The organism is Citrifermentans bemidjiense Bem, assembly GCF_000020725.1.
GTDB lineage: Bacteria > Desulfobacterota > Desulfuromonadia > Geobacterales > Geobacteraceae > Geomonas > Geomonas bemidjiensis.
Genome location: NC_011146.1, coordinates 4,117,402 through 4,134,008 on the forward strand (window position 1 = coordinate 4,117,402; position 16,607 = coordinate 4,134,008).

Genomic DNA, 16,607 nt, shown 5'->3' on the forward strand with positions numbered 1-16,607 from the left:
GTCTATGACAGTGCGCCTGAAATGCTAACAGCTTAAACTTGTGGTACCTTCTATGGATCTTGCTACCTGCGAAAAGGATGGTGACTAGAGTGAGCGATGAAACGAATAAAAATGAGGTCCTCCAACTGACACCTCACGAAACACGCTACCTGTTCGTGCTCCCCTTCTCGACGGACCGGGTGCTGGCACGGCGCTTTCTGGCCAAGGACGGCGACATGCCGGGGAATATAAGATTCGGGAAGCTTCTCGAAGTACTGGACAAGGTCGCCGAAAACACGGCGCTCGGGTACGTGAACCAGTTCTATCCCGACGCACGGGTGGTGACCGCCGCCATAGACAACATCGTGGTGAGAAACCCAGCCGACACCACGCATGATCTTGTTTTTTCGGCGCAGATAAACCATGTGGGGAAATCTTCGATGGAGGTGGGGATCCGGGTTGAGTGCCTGGGGACCTGTTCAAGCCACCTGGCGAGCTGCTACTTCACCATGGTAGCCCGCTCGGCGGACAGCAAAGAAGCAAAGAGCCTGACGCTCCCCCCGCTCGACTACAGGCAGCCGGTAGAGCAGAAAAGGCACCAAAAGGCAGAGCAGCGGCGCCAGGCGTACCGGGAAAGTCTGGTGAAGGCCGAGGAAATGCCCTCCCTGGAGGAGTACCTCCTGCTGAAAAAGCTGCACAAGGAACAGGAGTCTGTCGACTTCGACGGCGTTCGCGCCGGGTCGCTCGTGCTGGAAAGCGCCCTTCGGGCCTATCCCGAGCAGGAGAACGTGCCGAAGACGATCTTCGGCGGGTACCTGACCCGCAAGGCCTACGAGCTCGCCGCCCTCGCCGCCGAAATGGTGACTCCGAACCGGGTGGTCCCCTGCCAGGTGAACCGCATCAACTTCAACCAGCCGGTGCTTCTGGGGGACCAGTTGAAGTTCACCGCCCGGGTGGTTTTCACCGGGAAGACCACCATCACCGTGCAGTCCGACATAGAACGCTTCAGCCGCGACGCCCACAACAAGGCCCTTTCCAATTCATGCCTCTTCACCTTCCGCAACGTCGGCAACGAGATGGAACCAATGACCGTACCTTTCATCTACCCGGTCACCTACGCGGAGGATGCCAGGTTCCTGAACGCCTACCGGCAGAGAGTGGATTGAACGCCAGCCGCTCCCCCGGTTACAGCTTGAACTGATGCACCAACCTCTGCAGCTCTTCGGCTTGCCTGGCTACCCCGGTGGCGGCTTTAGCGGCCTCGTCGATGGCGCTGCTGTTCTGATGTGCAAGCTCGTTGAGGCTCAAGACGTTATGGCTGATTTCCCGGGTGGTGGAGGTCTGCTCCTCGGCGGCAGTGGCAATCTGGCTTATCTGTTCCGTGACGGCGGTGATGATCTCCAAAATCTCCTGCAATGAGTTCCCCGAGGCGGCGGCATGGTTGCTCCCCTGCTCCACCTCTACCACGCTCTGCTCCATCGTCTGCACCGCGTCCCTGGTTTCCTTCTGGATCGACTTTATCATCTCCCCGATTTCCTTGGTGGCGCGGGTGGTCCGCTCCGCAAGGGCTCGCACTTCGTCAGCGACCACCGCGAAACCGCGCCCCTGCTCACCGGCACGCGCCGCTTCGATCGCCGCGTTTAGGGCCAGCAGGTTGGTCTGATCGGCGATGTCCTCTATGGTCCCGACGATGGCGCCAATCTGGTCCGACCGGCTCCCCAGCTGCCCCACGTTCTCGGCGGCGTTTTTGACCCGAGCGGCAATGGCTTGCATGACCGAAATGGATTGTCCCACGATCCCTGCCCCTTCCGATGCCTTGCCTGACGCCCCGGCTGCGTTGTCCGCAGCCAGATGGCAGCTGCCGGCTATGTCCGAAGAGGTGGCGGACATCTCTTCGCCGGCTGTCGCAAGCGACGTCGATTGCGAGGAAAGTGTCGCGATGCTCTCCGACATACCCCTGGAGCTTGCCTGCAGTTCGACCGAGGACGAGGAGAGCTGAATCGCACTGTCGGATACCTGCGAGATGACGCCGTGCAGCTTGCTTACGAAGGTGTTGAACCAGACGCACAGGTCGCCTATTTCGTTGTCGCCGTGGATCGGCAAGCGCTTGGTTAGATCCCCGTCCCCCTGCGCGATGTCCTTTATGCTGTCCACCACCTCCTTGACCGGCCCGGTGATGGTGCGCGAAACCATAAAGGCCAGTAAGACGCTCAAGCCCAAGACGCCCAGAAGGCCCAGCCCAATCGCCAACCTGACTCTCCCCATGTCCTCGTCCACTTTGTTGATATAGATGCCGGTCCCGACCACCCATCCCCACGGCTTGAAGAGTTTGGTGTAGCTGAGTTTTGGCTGCGGCTTGGACTCTTTCGGTTTGAGCTGGCGATACTCGACGAAACCCGCACCTTTCTCACCCGACGCCGCCTTGGTGAACTCACGGTAGATCAATTTCCCGTCCGCGTCCTTGAACGAGCTCATGTCCTTCCCTTCGTTTTCGGGACGCAGCGGATGAGCTATGAGACGGTTGTCGAGGTCGCTTATGAAGAAATACTCCTTGCCGTCGTAGCGCAGCACCTTTATGTCGAAGGCGGCCCGCTTCTGCGCCTCTTCTTTGGAGAGCGCCCCGGCATCGACCTGTTTCTGGTAGTTGGCAAGTATGGTGGACGCCTCTTCAACAAGGAACCGGACCGAATCCTTTTTCTCGGAAATCAGCAGTTCCCTGATATAGGGAACCATGATGAATGTCGCAGCCAGCACCAGCACCAGCCATGACAGCAAAGAAAGACTCACGATCTTAGAAAAAATACCCCAGTCCTTATAGCTCTTCATGCACAACTCCTCCCCTTCGATTTCGCGTTGACGTCAAAGTGAACCAAACTTCTCTTGTCGGAACTTCGCCCTAAAAGTTTAGTTCAAAAAGGAAAAGACACTGCTGGCAAGGCGAAAACTGTTGATCTTGCGGCATTGTCCTCTGTTGAACGGTGACGCAGCGCGAAGGCGATTGTGTATAACGTCGCGATGCAGCGCCACAATAAGCGCACATACATTTGCAATCACAAATAATTTATCAATAACACTATGCTTTTGACAATCTTGCCTCCAAATGATACAGAACTTGTAATGAACTTACGCAAACTGATACTCTTCATCTTCTGCACTGCTTGTTTGCATCAGCCTCAGATAGCTGGAGCAAATGAAGCTCCTTCAGCTGCTGAGCTATTCAAAAGCGTGGAAGACAGATTCGTCAGGCTGCAATCGATCTCCTACTCGGTCAAAAGATTCTCCACCTCGAAACATCAGGCCGCCGGCGACAGGTGGCTCTTCCGCTTCAAGTCTCCCGACAAGGTCCGCATCGACTACCTTGAGCCTTACAACAGGCTGATCGTGACCGACGGCGCTTATCTTCTGGAATATCTCCCTTCAGCAGGCAAGGCACTTAAAACGGAACTGGCCTCTCTTTCGCCGCAGAAGCGGGCCATGGTGCTGAGCGGGGCGTTCGGACGGGTGTCGGTCGACGGGCTGAGGCTCGGGAACTACCAGGAGATGCTGCGCCGGGCGGTGAAGGTGACACCGGCGCGCGTGGGGGACAACAAGGCATGGCTGGTGGAAGGGGCGAACCCGCGCTACCAGGTCTACATCGACCAGGAAAAAGCGGTGCCGCTCAAGACGGAAATCTACGACGCGGACGGGGAGCTGGTCCTGCGCACGGAAGCGTCGTCCCTGTACCAGGCGGCTCCCGGGTTCTGGCTGCCGCGGGAGATCGCGTCCACCACCCGCGCCCCCGACGGATTTTACAAGACCGCGCTGAGCCTTAGCGAGGTGAGGGTCGACGAGGCGATAGCAGATCAGGTTTTTCGGTTCGAGCTCCCTGCGGGAGTTGAAATAGCAACCAGCAAACAGGAGGAAAAGAAATGAAAAAGTTGGTGTATCTGGCAGTTCTCTGTTCCATGTTGACCTTCCCGAGCTTCGCTTCCGCTGCGAAGGATGCCGGGGCCGCAACGGTCCTCTCCATGGTCTTCTCCGGTTCGGGCGAGTGGTACAACCGCGATTTCAAGGGAAATTTCCCCTGGGGCGAGTGCATTCTGGGCGAGATCTGCTGCCTGGTGAAGGTAAGCTCGGCGTTCGACGCCGCGGCAGGAAAAACGGACAACGACATCCGTCTCGACTTCTGGAGCAAACCCTAGGCGGCGCAAGAAACCGGCAGTAAAAAGGCGCCCGCGGCAACCCCGCCGGGCGCTTTTTTTGCGTCTTTAGTAGCGGAAGGTGAGCGCCAGCAGGGGTTTGCCGCTTTCGTTGCGGCCAATAGACATGCCGAACTCACCCTGCAGCTTGTCGATGAAATCCCTTTCCCGGCTGCGGTTGTACTTGTGGGCGCTGCTGGCAGCGTTGTAGATGTTGCCGATGTACCATCCCGATTCAAAGCCAAAGAGAATGCCGCCGGCTACGTTGTTACCCCTATGGATCGCCTCCAGCCCGCCCCAGAGAAAAAGGCCGTTCAAGAGCACGGTGATGGCTGCATCCTTGGGGCGCTCGACGTAGATTTGGCCGGCGCCCGGCAGGACGGCAGACAGCCCCGCCGCAAGGGAGGGAGACTTGCGCGGCAGCAAGGGGAATTGCCCGGCGGCTTTCGCAAGTTGCATCCCTTCCTCGTGCCGGGCGGAGTCCTTGGGGAGGCCGCCAAAGGCCCCCGCCCCCTGCTCCCATTGCCCCTGCAACAGGTAGCACCACCCCATCTTCATGCGCGCCTCGTCGGCCTGCGTCTCCTGCGGGTAGCGGCTTATGAACTCCTGGTAGGCTGCGAGCGCCGCAGCATAATCCTTTTTGGCGAAATAGCTCTCCCCCACCATGAACAACGCCTTCCGGCCGGTTTCCTCTTCGGGGTAGCGCCCGGCCAGGGTGCGGAACTTCTCTACCGCCGCCCCCCATTTCTCCCCTTTCAGGTACGAGAGCGCTATCTTGTACTGCGCCGCCTTCGCCGCCGGCTCGGCGGGGAAGAAGTAAAGGACGCGCTCGTATTCCGAGATGGCGCGGTAATAATCCCCCTCGTCGAAGAGGTGGTCGCCAAAGGAGAGCGCGCTCTCCGCGGTCAATTGCAGCGGCGCGGCAAAGGTGGCGCCGACGCTGCAGGCTAAGATCAGCAAAACTGCGGCAATGGTTCTAGTCATGTCTGTACCACCAGAAATCGTTGTCATCGAGGGTGTCGACAGCCCTGATGCGGCTGCCGACCATTACCTTCTGGGAAAGGCGGCTCTCATCCGCCTCGTGCATGAGCCGGTCTGCGGTCATCACAACGCCGATAACGGGACCATGGCGCCGGATGGCCTGGATGCTGAACTGCGAGCAGGTGGGGTAAAGGGGGCAACGGTCGCCGTCCATGGGCGAGATGAACAGCTGGTAGAACTTGAGCAGGCCGAGAAACGGCGCGTCGATGAACCGCGATTTCGGCAGGTCTTGCCGGCGCCCTGCCTGCTGCGGCTGCGCAAAGACCGGCGCTGCCGGCAACACGGACCACGGTCCCCACTCTCCCCCAAAGGCAAAGGGGGCGCAAAAGAAGACTGCACCCAAAGCCGCCAGACAAAGTATCCACGCGCGCACGCTATTCGGCCTCAAGCCGTCTAAGCGCCAGGCGTGACGCATCTTTGTCGGACATCTGCAGGACCGCTTTGCGCAGTTCGTCCCGCGCGTTCGAGGCTTCAAACCGTTTCTTCACGTAGTCTGCGTCTATCTGCTTGGCCTGGCGGTAGGCCTGGTAGGCTGCGTAAAAACGGTCTTCCCGGTAAAGGGCGACGGCCAGGTTGTAAGCCGCCTTTACCGCGGAGGAATCCAGTTCCAGGGCCTTGCGGAAAGCATGTTCGGCGTTTTCAAATTGCTTGAGGCGCAGGTAGGCCGCGCCGAGGTTGTTGAAGGTGGTGGCTTGCGGGTCGTAGGAAAGAGACTTCTGGTAGGCCTCGATGGCCTGGGGGAGCCGGTTCAAACGGTAGCAGGCGAAGCCCAGCCCGTTCAGGTAGCGGGGGTTTTTGCCGTCGGTTCTTAGGAGCTCGCTGTAGCGGCTGAATTCCTGTTCCAGATCCTGCGCTGACGGCTCGCTGTATCCGAGCGCGGAAGAAGAGAACCAGATGGTGAGGAGGAGTGTCATGGCAACTTTGTAAAGCATCCCCTCTTTTACCCCATCCGGACTAATGAGTAAACTTATTTCTCAGGCGCTGCGTCCCCGTCGCCTCTTCTTTCCGGAGACCACCTGGGCGTGGTTCAGCGCCGCCACCAGGGCCACCCCCCCGATGATGTTCCCCGCCAAGACCGGCAGCATGTAACCCAGCAGGTAACCCGGGTAGGAGATCTCGCCGACGACGGCGAGGTACATGGTCTCAGCCGATCCCGCCACTATGTGCGACATCTTACCGAGCCCGACGAGATAAGTGATGATGACGATGGTCGCCAGGCGAGAGTTGGCGGAACCCGGGAGCAGCCAAACCATGAGGGCGATGAGCCAGCCCCCGAAGATCCCCTTGAAGAAGACGGCGGTGATGCCGGGAGCAATGGCTTCGCGCCCGAGAGTCCTGAAGCTTTCCAGGACGCCCGGATCGAACACCGGCTCCCTGAGCCCCAGGGTGAAAAGCCACACTCCCAACAGGTTGGCGGCAAGGACGACGCTCCAAAGGCGGGCCACGTTCAGCAGGGTGGCGAGGTCGCGGCGGTGCAGCAGCGGCAGGATCACGGTCAGGGTGTTCTCGGTGAAGAGCTGCTGCCGTCCCAGGATGACGATGAGAAAGCCGACGGTGTAGCCGAACTTGGAGACCAGCGGCCGCCAGGGAAGATCGGGAAGGTGCGCGTGCAAGAGTCCCTCCGCGAAGAGGGAAAACCCCATGGAGAGCCCCGCAGCCACTCCCGACCACGCCAGCGCCGAGGTCGGCCGCTGCAACTCGGTCTCCCCTTCCTTTCGGACCGCCTCGTGGACCACCACCGCGCCGATACTGGTCGCTTCCTCGATCTTCGCCTCTTCCTCCGGCGTGGTCTCAACGGTCCTTTGCCATTTTTCGCCGTTTTCGCTCATAACGCCCCCGATTGGCCGGGCAGGCACTGTTGCGCTGCCGCCGCGGCATATCCTGCGCTGCCGCGCGCCATCACGGCCAGATATGGGTTTACCCGGCAGGGCAGGGCTGTCAAGACACTGGGCACCGGAGTTTTGGCTTCCAATAGACGATTTTTGCGGGTAAGGTTAGCATCCGTTCAAGAACCAGATTCCCAATATCGAGGAGGCAATATGAAAAAGGCGCTGGTGACGTACTATTCGCAGTCGGGTAACACACGCAAGATGGCCCAGCTGATAGCAGACCACCTCCAGTCCCGCGGCGTTCAGGCCGACCTGATCGCGGTCCAGGACGTGGATATCGACACCCTCCCCTCCTACGACGGCTTCCTGGTCGGCTCCCCCAATTACTTCGGGACCATGGCCTGGCCGGTGAAGAAGTTCATCGACGACAGCATCAAGTACTACAAGAAGTTGAACGGGAAGGCGGCGGCCGCTTTCACCTCGGAGGGGATGATCGGCGGCGGCGGCGACCTGGTGGTCCTCGACATCCTGAAGGCGTTCCTGATTCACGGCTGCGTCGTTCAGGGAATGACCGATGCCGGCCATTTCGGACCGGTCTCCATCGGCGCGCCCGATGAGCGCATAGAGAAGGAAGTGGCGGTCATGGGCGACGCCTTCTGCTCGCTGCTCAACAGGCCGTAACGCCGGCCGCGCGGTGTCGCACCGTTAACAACATGACAATGGCTTTGCGAAGGTTCAGCGGGGAATTCCGGCAAGAAGAGTCCCCCCTCCCGCAAGGGGAGGGGGGATCAAGAGCGGCTTTCCCCGGTGCTTTCCGACGACCCTTTGGGAAGGGGAGCCTTTTTTCGCGGCCATGCAGCTGACAAGAGCTAAGAGGAGGAGTAACAGATGAGATTTTTAGGCGCGATAACCCTGTCCTTTTTGCTCGCCCTCCCGGCATGGGCGACGGAAAACCCCACCATGATCTGCCCCAAGGGGATCGTCTCGGACGGCGATTACCAGGTGGAAGTGCTGGCGAAGTGCGGGGAACCGGCGGCCAAGATACGCAGAGAGGAGAAGCGCTTCGAGAAGGTGCGCGATGGGGGTAGGGAAAAGACGCTGGCAAGCACGGTGACCGTCGATGAATGGACCTTCAACTTCGGCCCCCAGGAATTCCTGCAGCTGGTGGTCATCGAGGACGGCCGGGTGAAAAGGATCGAGAGCCTGGGGTACGGCTACTGAGGTTCGCTCCTGCTTGAGCGATCTGCCGAAAGCACCTTCCCCCACCCCCTAACCCCCTCCCGCAAGGGGAGGGGGGACCAAGCGAGGTTCCAGGGGATTCCGCGACTACACCTTGCTAGTCAGATTATGAGAACGGCGCGGAAATCGTTGACGTTGGTGAAGGTCGGGCCGGTGACCAGGGAGTCCCCCAGCGCCTGGAAGAACCCGTGCCCGTCGTTGTCGTCCAGGCTTAGTTTCGGGTTGATCCCCAATTGCCACCCCCTTTGCAGGGAATCGGGCGAGAGATACGCGCCAGCTATCTCCTCGCGGCCGTCGACCCCGTCGGTGTCGGCTGCGAGGGCATGGATCCCGTCCGCACCGTTCAAGGCTATACCCACTGAAAGCAGGAACTCGACGTTGCGCCCTCCCCTGCCGCTGCCGCGCACCGTCACAGTGGTCTCCCCGCCCGAAAGAAGGACGCAAGGAGGGGCAAAGGGCTGGCTGCGCCGGGCAACCTGCAAGGCGACGCCCGCCATGACCTTCCCCACATCCCTCGCCTCCCCCTCGATCCGGTCGCTCAGTATCTGCGCCGCGACGCCGTGACCGGCCGCCACCTGGGCCGCAGCCTCCAATGCCCTTTGCGGCGTCGCCACCAGCCGGTAATCCTCCTCCTGCAGCCTCGGGTCCCCCGGCTTCACCGATTCACCAGCCCCCGAAAGAAGGATCTCCTGCAAATGGCCGGGAAGAGATATCCCATAGCGGCGGACGATGGCTAGGGCATCGGCGCAGGTGGTGGCGTCGGCGACGGTCGGCCCGGAGGCGATATCGGCCGGGCTGTCGCCGGGGACGTCGGAGATGGCCAGGGTGATTACCCGTGCGGGATGGCAGGCCGCTGCAAGCCTTCCCCCCTTGATGGCGGAGAGGTGGCGGCGCACGCAGTTGATCTCGCTTATGCTCGCCCCGCAGTTTAAGAGCTGGCGGCTCAACTCCTGTTTTTGCGCCAGGGTCACTCCCGGAAGGGGAAGCGGGAGCAGCGCGGAGCCGCCGCCGGAGATGAGACAGATCACGAGGTCCTCGGGCTTTAGCCCCCGCACCAGTTCGAGCATGCGGGCGGCGGCTGCGCAACCGGCCAGGTCGGGGACGGGGTGGGCGGCCGACACGATCTCGATGCGGCGGCAGGGAACCTCGTACCCGTAGCGGGTGACCACCAGGCCGGCCGCGATCTCCCCTTGCCAGGCTTCCTCGAAGGCGCGGGCCATGGCGGCGGAGGCCTTGCCCGCTCCGATCACCACAGTTTTACCCGCCGGCGGTGCGGGTAGATGCTTGGGGATGCACTCTTGCGGACGAGCCGAAGCGACTGCGGCTTCGAACATCTGCTGCAGCAGGGCGCGGGGTTCCATGGAGACTCCTTTTGAGTTGCAGGCGGGGAAGGGAGAAGGGGGACAGGCACCTGGCGGAGCCAGTCCCCTTGTCCAGCTAAATAGATCGAATGGAAAAAGGGCTACAGTCTATCACTGTGAGCCCTTTTTCTTAAACCGGAAAAACAACAATCGCTGTCAATACCGCCCCTTCCTGATCCAGCCGTGCCTATCCCCCGCATAAAAGTACCCGTGGCAGAGGTAGGGGCCGTTGTTGTAGATGGTCACCGTCTGCACTTCGCCGCACTCGGGACAGGGAAGGGTCGGCGTCTCGCGCCGGGCGGCCTCCTGCCTCAGGTTCTCGAGCCGGGCGTCCAGGATCTCGATGCGGGCCAAAAGCTCCCGGTCGAGCAGATGCTCCAGGCACCCCCTCACCCCGCACCTTTGCTCCCCACCGTCCACGGCCACCGGGTGTTCGCATTCGGTGCAGCTGCAGTCCATGTCGAGGTTGCCGCAAAGGGCGCAGCGGCTGTCCTTAAACTCAGGCAGCCCGAAGGATCCAGCAGGATGGATGTAGCTGAAGATGGAACGTGGCATCGCTTTTCCTCCTCTTCGGGGAGATGGTGTCGGCGCCTGCGCCCGGCCCCCCGGCACAGCGATTAAAATCCTGCCATAAAAAAAGAGCAATGCAAAAGCCTTCCATCCCGCACGATCCCCTCTTCCTTGCGCGTAGTTCCGCGCTTTCTCGGCCATGGCCCCAGGCAGCGTCAGCGAGAAACTCTTCTGAACTTCGATTCAACCTGACTCGTTAAAACTAAAAAATACCCTATTGCGTAAAGTAACCGACCGAACTACCGATACCGATATAACAAACAAACAGGATCATATTGGTCTTCACCGCGGCGACGATGCGCGCATCTCTCGCCATATAGATATCACCAGCAACAACGATGGAGGAAGCAATGTTCAAGAACTTGAGTATCGGAACAAAATTGGTAATCGCCTTCATAGCTATAGCCATGATCGGCACAGTAGTCGGTTCGGTCGGTGTGATAAAGATAGACCGCATCGCCAAGGACGACGCCACGTTGTACAAAGGCGTCACGGTGCCGCTGGCGGACCTGGCCAACATGTCCACTAATTTCCAGCGGGTCCGCATCAACGTCAGGGACGCGGTGGAAGCGGAAAACGAACAGGACGCAAAGGCGGCACTCGATACCATTAAGGATTTGCGCGGCAAGATAGACGGCTCTTCCGCGGCCTATGAGAAAACCATATCCACGGAGGAGGGACGCCGGGACTACAACGATTTCAAGCAGGCCCGCAAGAAGTACGTGGAGCTAACCGATAAGGTGCTCGAGCTGTCGGGCGCGGGAAAGAAGGCTGAGGCGATGCATCTGTTGCACGGCGAGGCGAAGAAGGCGGCGCTGTTCCAGCAGGATTTGATGAACCGCCTGATGCAGGCGAAGACCGACCAGGGGGAAAAGACATCCGAACATAACTCTGACGTCGCCAGGGCGGCTTCCCTGTTGATGATAATCCTGGTCGTGGCTGGGGTGCTCCTCGCCGTCGCCGGCGGCGTGTTCATCGCCAGGGCGATCACGGTCCCGCTTAGGACCGCCGTCTCCAAGGCGAACTCCATCGGCGCCGGAGACCTCACGGTGGATATCCAGGCCGATTCCACGGACGAGACGGGGCAGTTGCTGGCGACCCTTCGGGCCATGGCCGCAAATCTGCGCGGCATCATGGCAAAGGTCGCCGACACCTCGGACCAGGTGGCGGCGGCCTCCAACCAGTTGCACTCAACCTCCGACCAGATAGCAACCGGCGCGGAAGAGGTCGCCTCCCAGGCCGGTACCGTCGCCACCGCAGGCGAGGAGATGTCGGCCACCTCGAGCGATATCGCCCAGAACTGCCAGCATGCGGCGGAAGGGGCCAGGCGCGCTTCCCAGACGGCGCAAAACGGGGCCGTCGTGGTGGAGAAGACGGTTGCCGTGATGGGGCAGATAGCCGAGAAGGTGCAGGAGACGGCCAGGACCGTGGAGACGCTGGGAGAGCGCAGCGACCAGATCGGCGCCATCATCGGGACCATAGAGGACATCGCGGACCAGACGAACCTCCTGGCGCTGAACGCCGCCATCGAGGCCGCGCGCGCCGGGGAGCAGGGGCGCGGTTTTGCCGTGGTCGCCGACGAGGTGCGGGCGCTGGCGGAGCGGACCACCAGGGCCACCAGGGAAATCGGCGAGATGATCAAGGCCATCCAGAACCAGACCAAGGGTGCGGTGATCGCCATGGAAGAAGGGGTGGAACAGGTGAAGGCCGGGACCGCGGAAGCGGCCAAGTCGGGAAAGGCGCTGCAGGAGATCCTGGAGCAGATAAACGACGTGGCGATGCAGATCCACCAGGTGGCTACCGCCGCCGAGGAACAGACCGCAACCACCAGCGAGATCTCCAGCAACATGGTGCAGATAACCGAGGTGGTGCAGCAGACTTCGCAGGGGGCGCACGAGTCGGCGCAAGCGGCGGCAAGGCTCAGCAACAACGCCGACGAACTGCAGCGGCTGGTCAGGCAGTTCCGCATCTGAACCGCGGAAAGGCGTCCGCATCGAAAGACAGGGGGACAGGCACCTTGCGGAGCCAGTCCCCCTCACCAAGGAGCCGGGTTTTCTACCCGGCTCTTTTTTTATTCCTCAAGCCCCCTTACAGCCACTCTCACTGACGAAAGCGTTGCGCCGCTTTAAATAACTTAAAGTAATTCTATGCCAGTGACGATAACGATAACGGTATCAGCTGTCCCGCTAGTTCAATGTGTCAAAAAAACTCTGCCAGTAAGAGGAGGCGTAATGAGAAAGATTAGCATGCTGCTGTTAGCCGTAGGTTCGTTCCTTGCCAGTTTCGCCACGCAGGCTCCCGCCGAAGAATTGAAGATAGGAGCAGGCGGCGCCCCTACCGAGAATATCCTGAAACCGGTCCGCTCCGGCTTCGAGTCAGCGACCGGTATCAAGCTCTACATCGTCGCCTCTGGTCCCAAGAACGCTTTCCTGGACCTGCAAAAGGGAGAAATCGACGCGGCTGCCGCCGGTCTCGATTATCCGCAATGGCAGGCCTTGATGACAAAGGAAGGGGCCGAGGTCAAGGATCCGGCAGCCTACACCCCGGTTCTCATCGGCAAGGACAAGGTACGGGTCATCGTGAACAAGGAGAACAAGGTCGGCATCCTGAGCGCGGATCAGCTCAAGGGGATCTTCAGCGGCGACATCTCCTCCTGGAAGGAGGTCGGCGGGGAGGACACCCCCATACTGCTCGTGATCGGCAAATTGACGCCGGGGACCAACAGCAGGTTCTTCAAAAAGTTCCTGCCGGGAAAGGAGGTCGCGAAGGACGTGATCGACGCGACCACGGCTGAGGACGTGCGCCTGAACGTGGCCTCCAACCCCACTGCCATCGGCTTCGGTCCGCTGTCGCTCGTGGACGCTTCGGTCAAGGCGATCGAGACCCCCGAGCTGGCGCGGGACATCACGCTGCTGACCAAAGGGAAACCCAGCTCCAAGGTGCAGAAACTCATCGATTACATCAAAGGGGACGGACGCAAGTTCATCAAGGAGTAACGTTCCCCGATCCATTACCGGTAACCAGCTAAACCAGGAGGGCACAATGAGAAAAGGCATCATCTGTCTGGCTGTCGCTGCATGCACCATTTTCACAAGCGCCGCATTCGGGGAGGAGATCAAGGCCGGCGGCGGCGGAGCCCCCATGGACGGCTACCTGAAACCGGTAAAAGAGGCGTTCGAGAAAAGTTCCGGCATCAAGCTGAACCTCAACTTCAGTTCGGCCACCGCCGCCTTCAAACAGCTCTCCACAGGGGATCTGGACGTCTCGGCCGCGGGACTCGCCTTCGAGGACCTCCTGAAGACGGCGAAGAAGGAGAACATCGAAGTCGCCGACCCGGCCGCCTATGTCGCCACCGCTATCGGCGCCAGCAAGATCTACACGGTGAGCCACAAGGACAACCCCGTGAAGAGCCTCTCCTTCGACCAGCTCAAGGGGATCTTCACCGGGAAGATCGCCAACTGGAAGGAAGTCGGCGGCAACGACGCCCCGATCCTGATCGTCCTATCCTCCATCAACCCCGCCACCAACGCAGCTTACAAGAAGATCGCCCTGGCCGACGCCCCCTTCGCCGCCGACATCGTGGATGCGGGACGCTTCGAGGACGTGCGCGAGAAGGTGGCAGCCAATCCCGAGGCGATAGCCTTCGGCCCGGTCACCATGCTGGACGCCAGCATCAAGACCGTGCAGACCCCCGACGTGGCGCGCCCGGTGATACTGATCACCAAGGGGGCACCCACCCCGAAGGTCCAGAAGCTGATCTCCTTCATCAAGGGCGAGGGGCAGAAGTTCATCAAGCAGTAAAGCCGGAGAACCGCACAAATTCCACCGTACCCGTCGCGTCAGAGCCTTCCCCTTCCGGTGCGGGGGAAGGCCCTGGGACCCCATCCACCAAAGGCAAACATTGCCAGCAGTACGGAGTAGCAAGATGACCATCAAGACCAAGCTCACCTTGAACGTGATCATAGTCATCCTGATCGTGGCGGGCGTCGCCGTCACCAGCATCGTCGGCATGGGTTTCGTCAACAGCCGGCTCCAGGATCTCACCCAGCGCAGCACCCCCTTCCAGATGAGGACGGTCGAGTTCCAGCGCGGGATCCAGGAGGCGACGGCGGACCTCATCAAGGTGAGCGCCTCCCGCAACCGCGGCGAGTTCCTGGCAGCCAAATCCGAGGCGGACAAGTCGCTCTCTCAGGTGCAAAGCGGCCAGGCGGCGCTGCAGACGCTCTCCGGGAGCGTCAAGATCGAGGGGTACGAGGCACTGAGCGGCATCGCCACCGAACTCTACAAGGTCACCGAGGGGAGGCTGCGCGCCGGGGAAGACGCCGCGGCCGCCCAGAAGACCATCACTGAGCGGATGCGGGAAACGACCGCGCGGCTGAAGGAACTCGACGGCAAGGTCAAGGGGCTGCAGTCGACCAGCTCCACCTCGTACAGCAAGTCCGTGGGCGCCACCAAGAACGTCTCGGACCGCGCCGGCAACATCGACGCCCTGAAGCTGACCATGAAGGATTTCCAGCTCGGGCTTTTGGAGATCAGCAAAGCGCAGAGTAAGAAGGGGGTCCTGATCACGCAGGCAAAGTGCAACTCGGCCATGAACAAGGCGCTGCAAAACCAGGCCGCTAAAGATTCGAACTCCATCTCCTCGGAGCTGAAGCTTCTGGGGAGCAAGATACCGCCGTTCATCAAGCTGCAAAACGCCGCACTGGAGCCCGGGGCGACGGATACTTCGGCGCGGGACCAGCTCTTTGGCGAGATCGTCCACATGCTCAGTACCATCAACCTTGCCCTGGAGCAGGAATCCGCCATGGCCTCGGATACGCTCTCGGCCGAAACCCGCAAGCAGAGCACCTACTTCGGCAACTCCAACCTGGCCACCTACGTCATGGCGGGGAACTCGGAGCTGCTTTCACTGGGGCTCAAGGTCGACGGCCTGGTCGCGAAGCTCTTCACTGCGGCGAGCGTGCAGGAGGTGGACGCAATCCAGGCGGAGCTCTCCGGCATCTTCGCCCGCATCGGCCAGACCGACGCGATGCTCGCCAAATCCCTCGCCAAGCTGAACGCCAGCCGGGAGGCCGCGATCCTCAAGCAGGCCGGCGGCGCCCTGGAATCGATCCGCGGACTCCTCACCCTGAAGGACGGGGTGATCGCCAAGCTCCGCAACCGCCTGGAGATGGAGAACCAGGCGGCAACGGCCAAAGGGAAACTGAGGGAGATCGTCCTCAAGCAGGCAGAGAGCGGGAAGCAGACCGTGAGCGTCGCGCAGGTGAACCAGGAGAAGGCTATCGCCACCGTCAACAAGATGGTCCGCTTCACGACGCTCCTGGTCGGCGCCATCAGCATCGGCGCGGCCCTGTTCGGCATGATCTTCGGCAGCTGGGTCTACCGCTCGATATCCAAGCCGCTGGCGCAGCTTCTGGGCGTCTCGCAGGCGGTGGCGAAGGGGGATTTGGCGGTGAAGATCGACACCACCAACAAAGACGAGGTTGGGAAGGTCCAGCTCGCCATGGCCGAGATGGTGGACAACCTCAGGGGGATGGTAGGGAAGATCAAGGGCGCCACCGAGAGCCTCGCCAGTAGCTCCGAGGAACTCTCCGCCACAGCGGTCGCTCTCGAGCGGGGGGCCGAAGAGCAGACTACCCGCATCGACCATTCGGCGACGGCCATGACCGAGATGACCCAGACCACCATCGAGGTGGCGAGAAACTCCACCGACACCTCCGACGCCGCGGCGCAGATGAAGGCCATAGCCGAGCGGGGCCGCAGCGCCATGCAGGTCACCGCAAACGAGCTCGATCAGTTCGCCGAGTCGGTGAAGGAGGCGGCCGGGAAGGTGGAATCGTTGGGGAAGCAGTCGGAGGAGATAAGCGACGTGGTGACGCTGATCAACGACATCGCCAACCAGACCAACCTGCTGGCGCTAAACGCGGCAATCGAGGCGGCGCGCGCCGGGGAACAGGGGCGGGGCTTCGCAGTCGTCGCCGACAACGTGCGGGAACTGGCCGAGCGGACCGCGACCGCGACCTCCGATATCTCGCAGACGGTGAAGAACATGCAGGGGAGCGTCAAGTCCTCGGTCGACTTCATGTACGCCGAACGGGACTCGGTGCAAAGGGTGCAGGAGCAGGTGCAGCAGACCACGGCCGCCATCGGCGAGATCGTCACCTTCGTGGAACAGGTGGCCGACATGGTCCAGCGCATAGCGGTGGCTGCGGAGGAACAGTCCTCGACCAGCGAGGAGGTTTCCCACAACATGGACGGCATCCAAAACATAGCCGGGGAGCTGCGCAGCTCCTTCGCCGACATCAAGAACTCGTCGGGGAGCCTCTCCCACCTGGCCACCGAACTAAACGGCATGGTGGGGTGGTTCAAGGTGTAGCAAAGCTGGAGCTTTACGCGCATTGGGTTCCCAA

The 16,607-nt window shown here is 61.0% G+C and carries 16 protein-coding genes; 9 read left to right on the forward strand and 7 right to left on the reverse strand.

The annotated features are described in order from the left end of the window. Window positions 1–89: 89 nt before the first annotated feature. Window positions 90–1,145, forward strand: coding sequence for an acyl-CoA thioesterase (locus tag GBEM_RS17970; protein ID WP_012532028.1), 1,056 nt, complete (start codon window positions 90–92; stop codon window positions 1,143–1,145). A gap of 19 nt (window positions 1,146–1,164) precedes the next feature. Here GBEM_RS17970 and GBEM_RS17975 read toward each other — a convergent pair whose 3' ends face one another. Continuing rightward, on the reverse strand, window positions 1,165–2,805 hold the full coding sequence (locus GBEM_RS17975) for a methyl-accepting chemotaxis protein (protein WP_012532029.1): 1,641 nt from the start codon (window positions 2,803–2,805) through the stop codon (window positions 1,165–1,167). Between the two features lie 399 nt (window positions 2,806–3,204). Between GBEM_RS17975 and GBEM_RS17980 the strand changes: the two genes are divergently transcribed. Both GBEM_RS17980 and GBEM_RS17985 read left to right on the forward strand, forming a co-directional pair. Further along, a complete protein-coding gene (locus tag GBEM_RS17980; RefSeq protein ID WP_226373891.1) occupies window positions 3,205–3,891 on the forward strand; it encodes a LolA family protein in 687 nt (228 codons plus the stop codon). Further along, a complete protein-coding gene (locus tag GBEM_RS17985) occupies window positions 3,888–4,160 on the forward strand; it encodes a hypothetical protein (RefSeq protein WP_012532031.1) in 273 nt (90 codons plus the stop codon). Before GBEM_RS17980 ends, GBEM_RS17985 begins: the two co-directional genes overlap by 4 nt. A 66-nt stretch (window positions 4,161–4,226) precedes the next feature. Here the strand turns inward: GBEM_RS17985 and GBEM_RS17990 are convergent, their stop codons facing one another. From GBEM_RS17990 to GBEM_RS18005, 4 genes are all read right to left on the reverse strand, one after another. Then, complete coding sequence (locus GBEM_RS17990; protein WP_012532032.1) at window positions 4,227–5,141, reverse strand: tetratricopeptide repeat protein; 915 nt, start codon at window positions 5,139–5,141, stop codon at window positions 4,227–4,229. After that, window positions 5,134–5,481: a membrane protein insertion efficiency factor YidD gene (gene yidD / locus GBEM_RS17995; RefSeq protein WP_226373892.1), complete on the reverse strand. Its 348-nt coding sequence runs from the start codon at window positions 5,479–5,481 to the stop codon at window positions 5,134–5,136. Before yidD ends, GBEM_RS17990 begins: the two co-directional genes overlap by 8 nt. Window positions 5,482–5,572: 91 nt before the next feature. Continuing rightward, the gene (locus tag GBEM_RS18000) at window positions 5,573–6,130 is read right to left on the reverse strand and encodes a tetratricopeptide repeat protein (protein ID WP_012532034.1); all 558 of its coding nucleotides are present in this window, start codon (window positions 6,128–6,130) and stop codon (window positions 5,573–5,575) included. Between the two features lie 42 nt (window positions 6,131–6,172). After that, the gene (locus tag GBEM_RS18005) at window positions 6,173–7,027 is read right to left on the reverse strand and encodes a formate/nitrite transporter family protein (protein WP_012532035.1); all 855 of its coding nucleotides are present in this window, start codon (window positions 7,025–7,027) and stop codon (window positions 6,173–6,175) included. A 210-nt stretch (window positions 7,028–7,237) separates the two neighbouring features. Here GBEM_RS18005 and GBEM_RS18010 point away from each other — a divergent pair, with 210 nt between their 5' ends. Together GBEM_RS18010 and GBEM_RS18015 are read left to right on the forward strand one after the other, a co-directional pair. After that, complete coding sequence (locus tag GBEM_RS18010) at window positions 7,238–7,708, forward strand: flavodoxin family protein (RefSeq protein WP_012532036.1); 471 nt, start codon at window positions 7,238–7,240, stop codon at window positions 7,706–7,708. Window positions 7,709–7,915: 207 nt separating this feature from the next. Beyond that, on the forward strand, window positions 7,916–8,248 hold the full coding sequence (locus GBEM_RS18015) for a DUF2845 domain-containing protein (RefSeq protein ID WP_012532037.1): 333 nt from the start codon (window positions 7,916–7,918) through the stop codon (window positions 8,246–8,248). 119 nt (window positions 8,249–8,367) lie between these two features. Here GBEM_RS18015 and GBEM_RS18020 read toward each other — a convergent pair whose 3' ends face one another. Continuing rightward, on the reverse strand, window positions 8,368–9,627 hold the full coding sequence (locus tag GBEM_RS18020; RefSeq protein WP_012532038.1) for a glycerate kinase type-2 family protein: 1,260 nt from the start codon (window positions 9,625–9,627) through the stop codon (window positions 8,368–8,370). Between the two features lie 156 nt (window positions 9,628–9,783). Continuing rightward, window positions 9,784–10,182 (reverse strand): hypothetical protein, encoded by a 399-nt coding sequence (locus GBEM_RS18025; protein WP_012532039.1) that lies wholly within the window; start codon window positions 10,180–10,182, stop codon window positions 9,784–9,786. A gap of 365 nt (window positions 10,183–10,547) precedes the next feature. Here GBEM_RS18025 and GBEM_RS18030 point away from each other — a divergent pair, with 365 nt between their 5' ends. The 4 genes from GBEM_RS18030 to GBEM_RS18045 all read left to right on the forward strand — a co-directional run bounded on the left by GBEM_RS18030 (window position 10,548) and on the right by GBEM_RS18045 (window position 16,573). Then, window positions 10,548–12,170 carry a methyl-accepting chemotaxis protein gene (locus tag GBEM_RS18030; protein WP_012532040.1) on the forward strand — a complete coding sequence of 541 codons (1,623 nt, stop codon included), beginning with the start codon at window positions 10,548–10,550 and terminating at the stop codon, window positions 12,168–12,170. A 258-nt stretch (window positions 12,171–12,428) separates the two neighbouring features. Continuing rightward, window positions 12,429–13,193, forward strand: a complete 765-nt coding sequence (locus GBEM_RS20495) for a substrate-binding domain-containing protein (protein WP_012532041.1) — start codon at window positions 12,429–12,431, stop codon at window positions 13,191–13,193. Between the two features lie 46 nt (window positions 13,194–13,239). Beyond that, on the forward strand, window positions 13,240–13,998 hold the full coding sequence (locus GBEM_RS18040) for a substrate-binding domain-containing protein (protein WP_012532042.1): 759 nt from the start codon (window positions 13,240–13,242) through the stop codon (window positions 13,996–13,998). A 124-nt stretch (window positions 13,999–14,122) separates the two neighbouring features. Beyond that, the gene (locus GBEM_RS18045) at window positions 14,123–16,573 is read left to right on the forward strand and encodes a methyl-accepting chemotaxis protein (RefSeq protein WP_012532043.1); all 2,451 of its coding nucleotides are present in this window, start codon (window positions 14,123–14,125) and stop codon (window positions 16,571–16,573) included. Window positions 16,574–16,607: the final 34 nt, after the last annotated feature.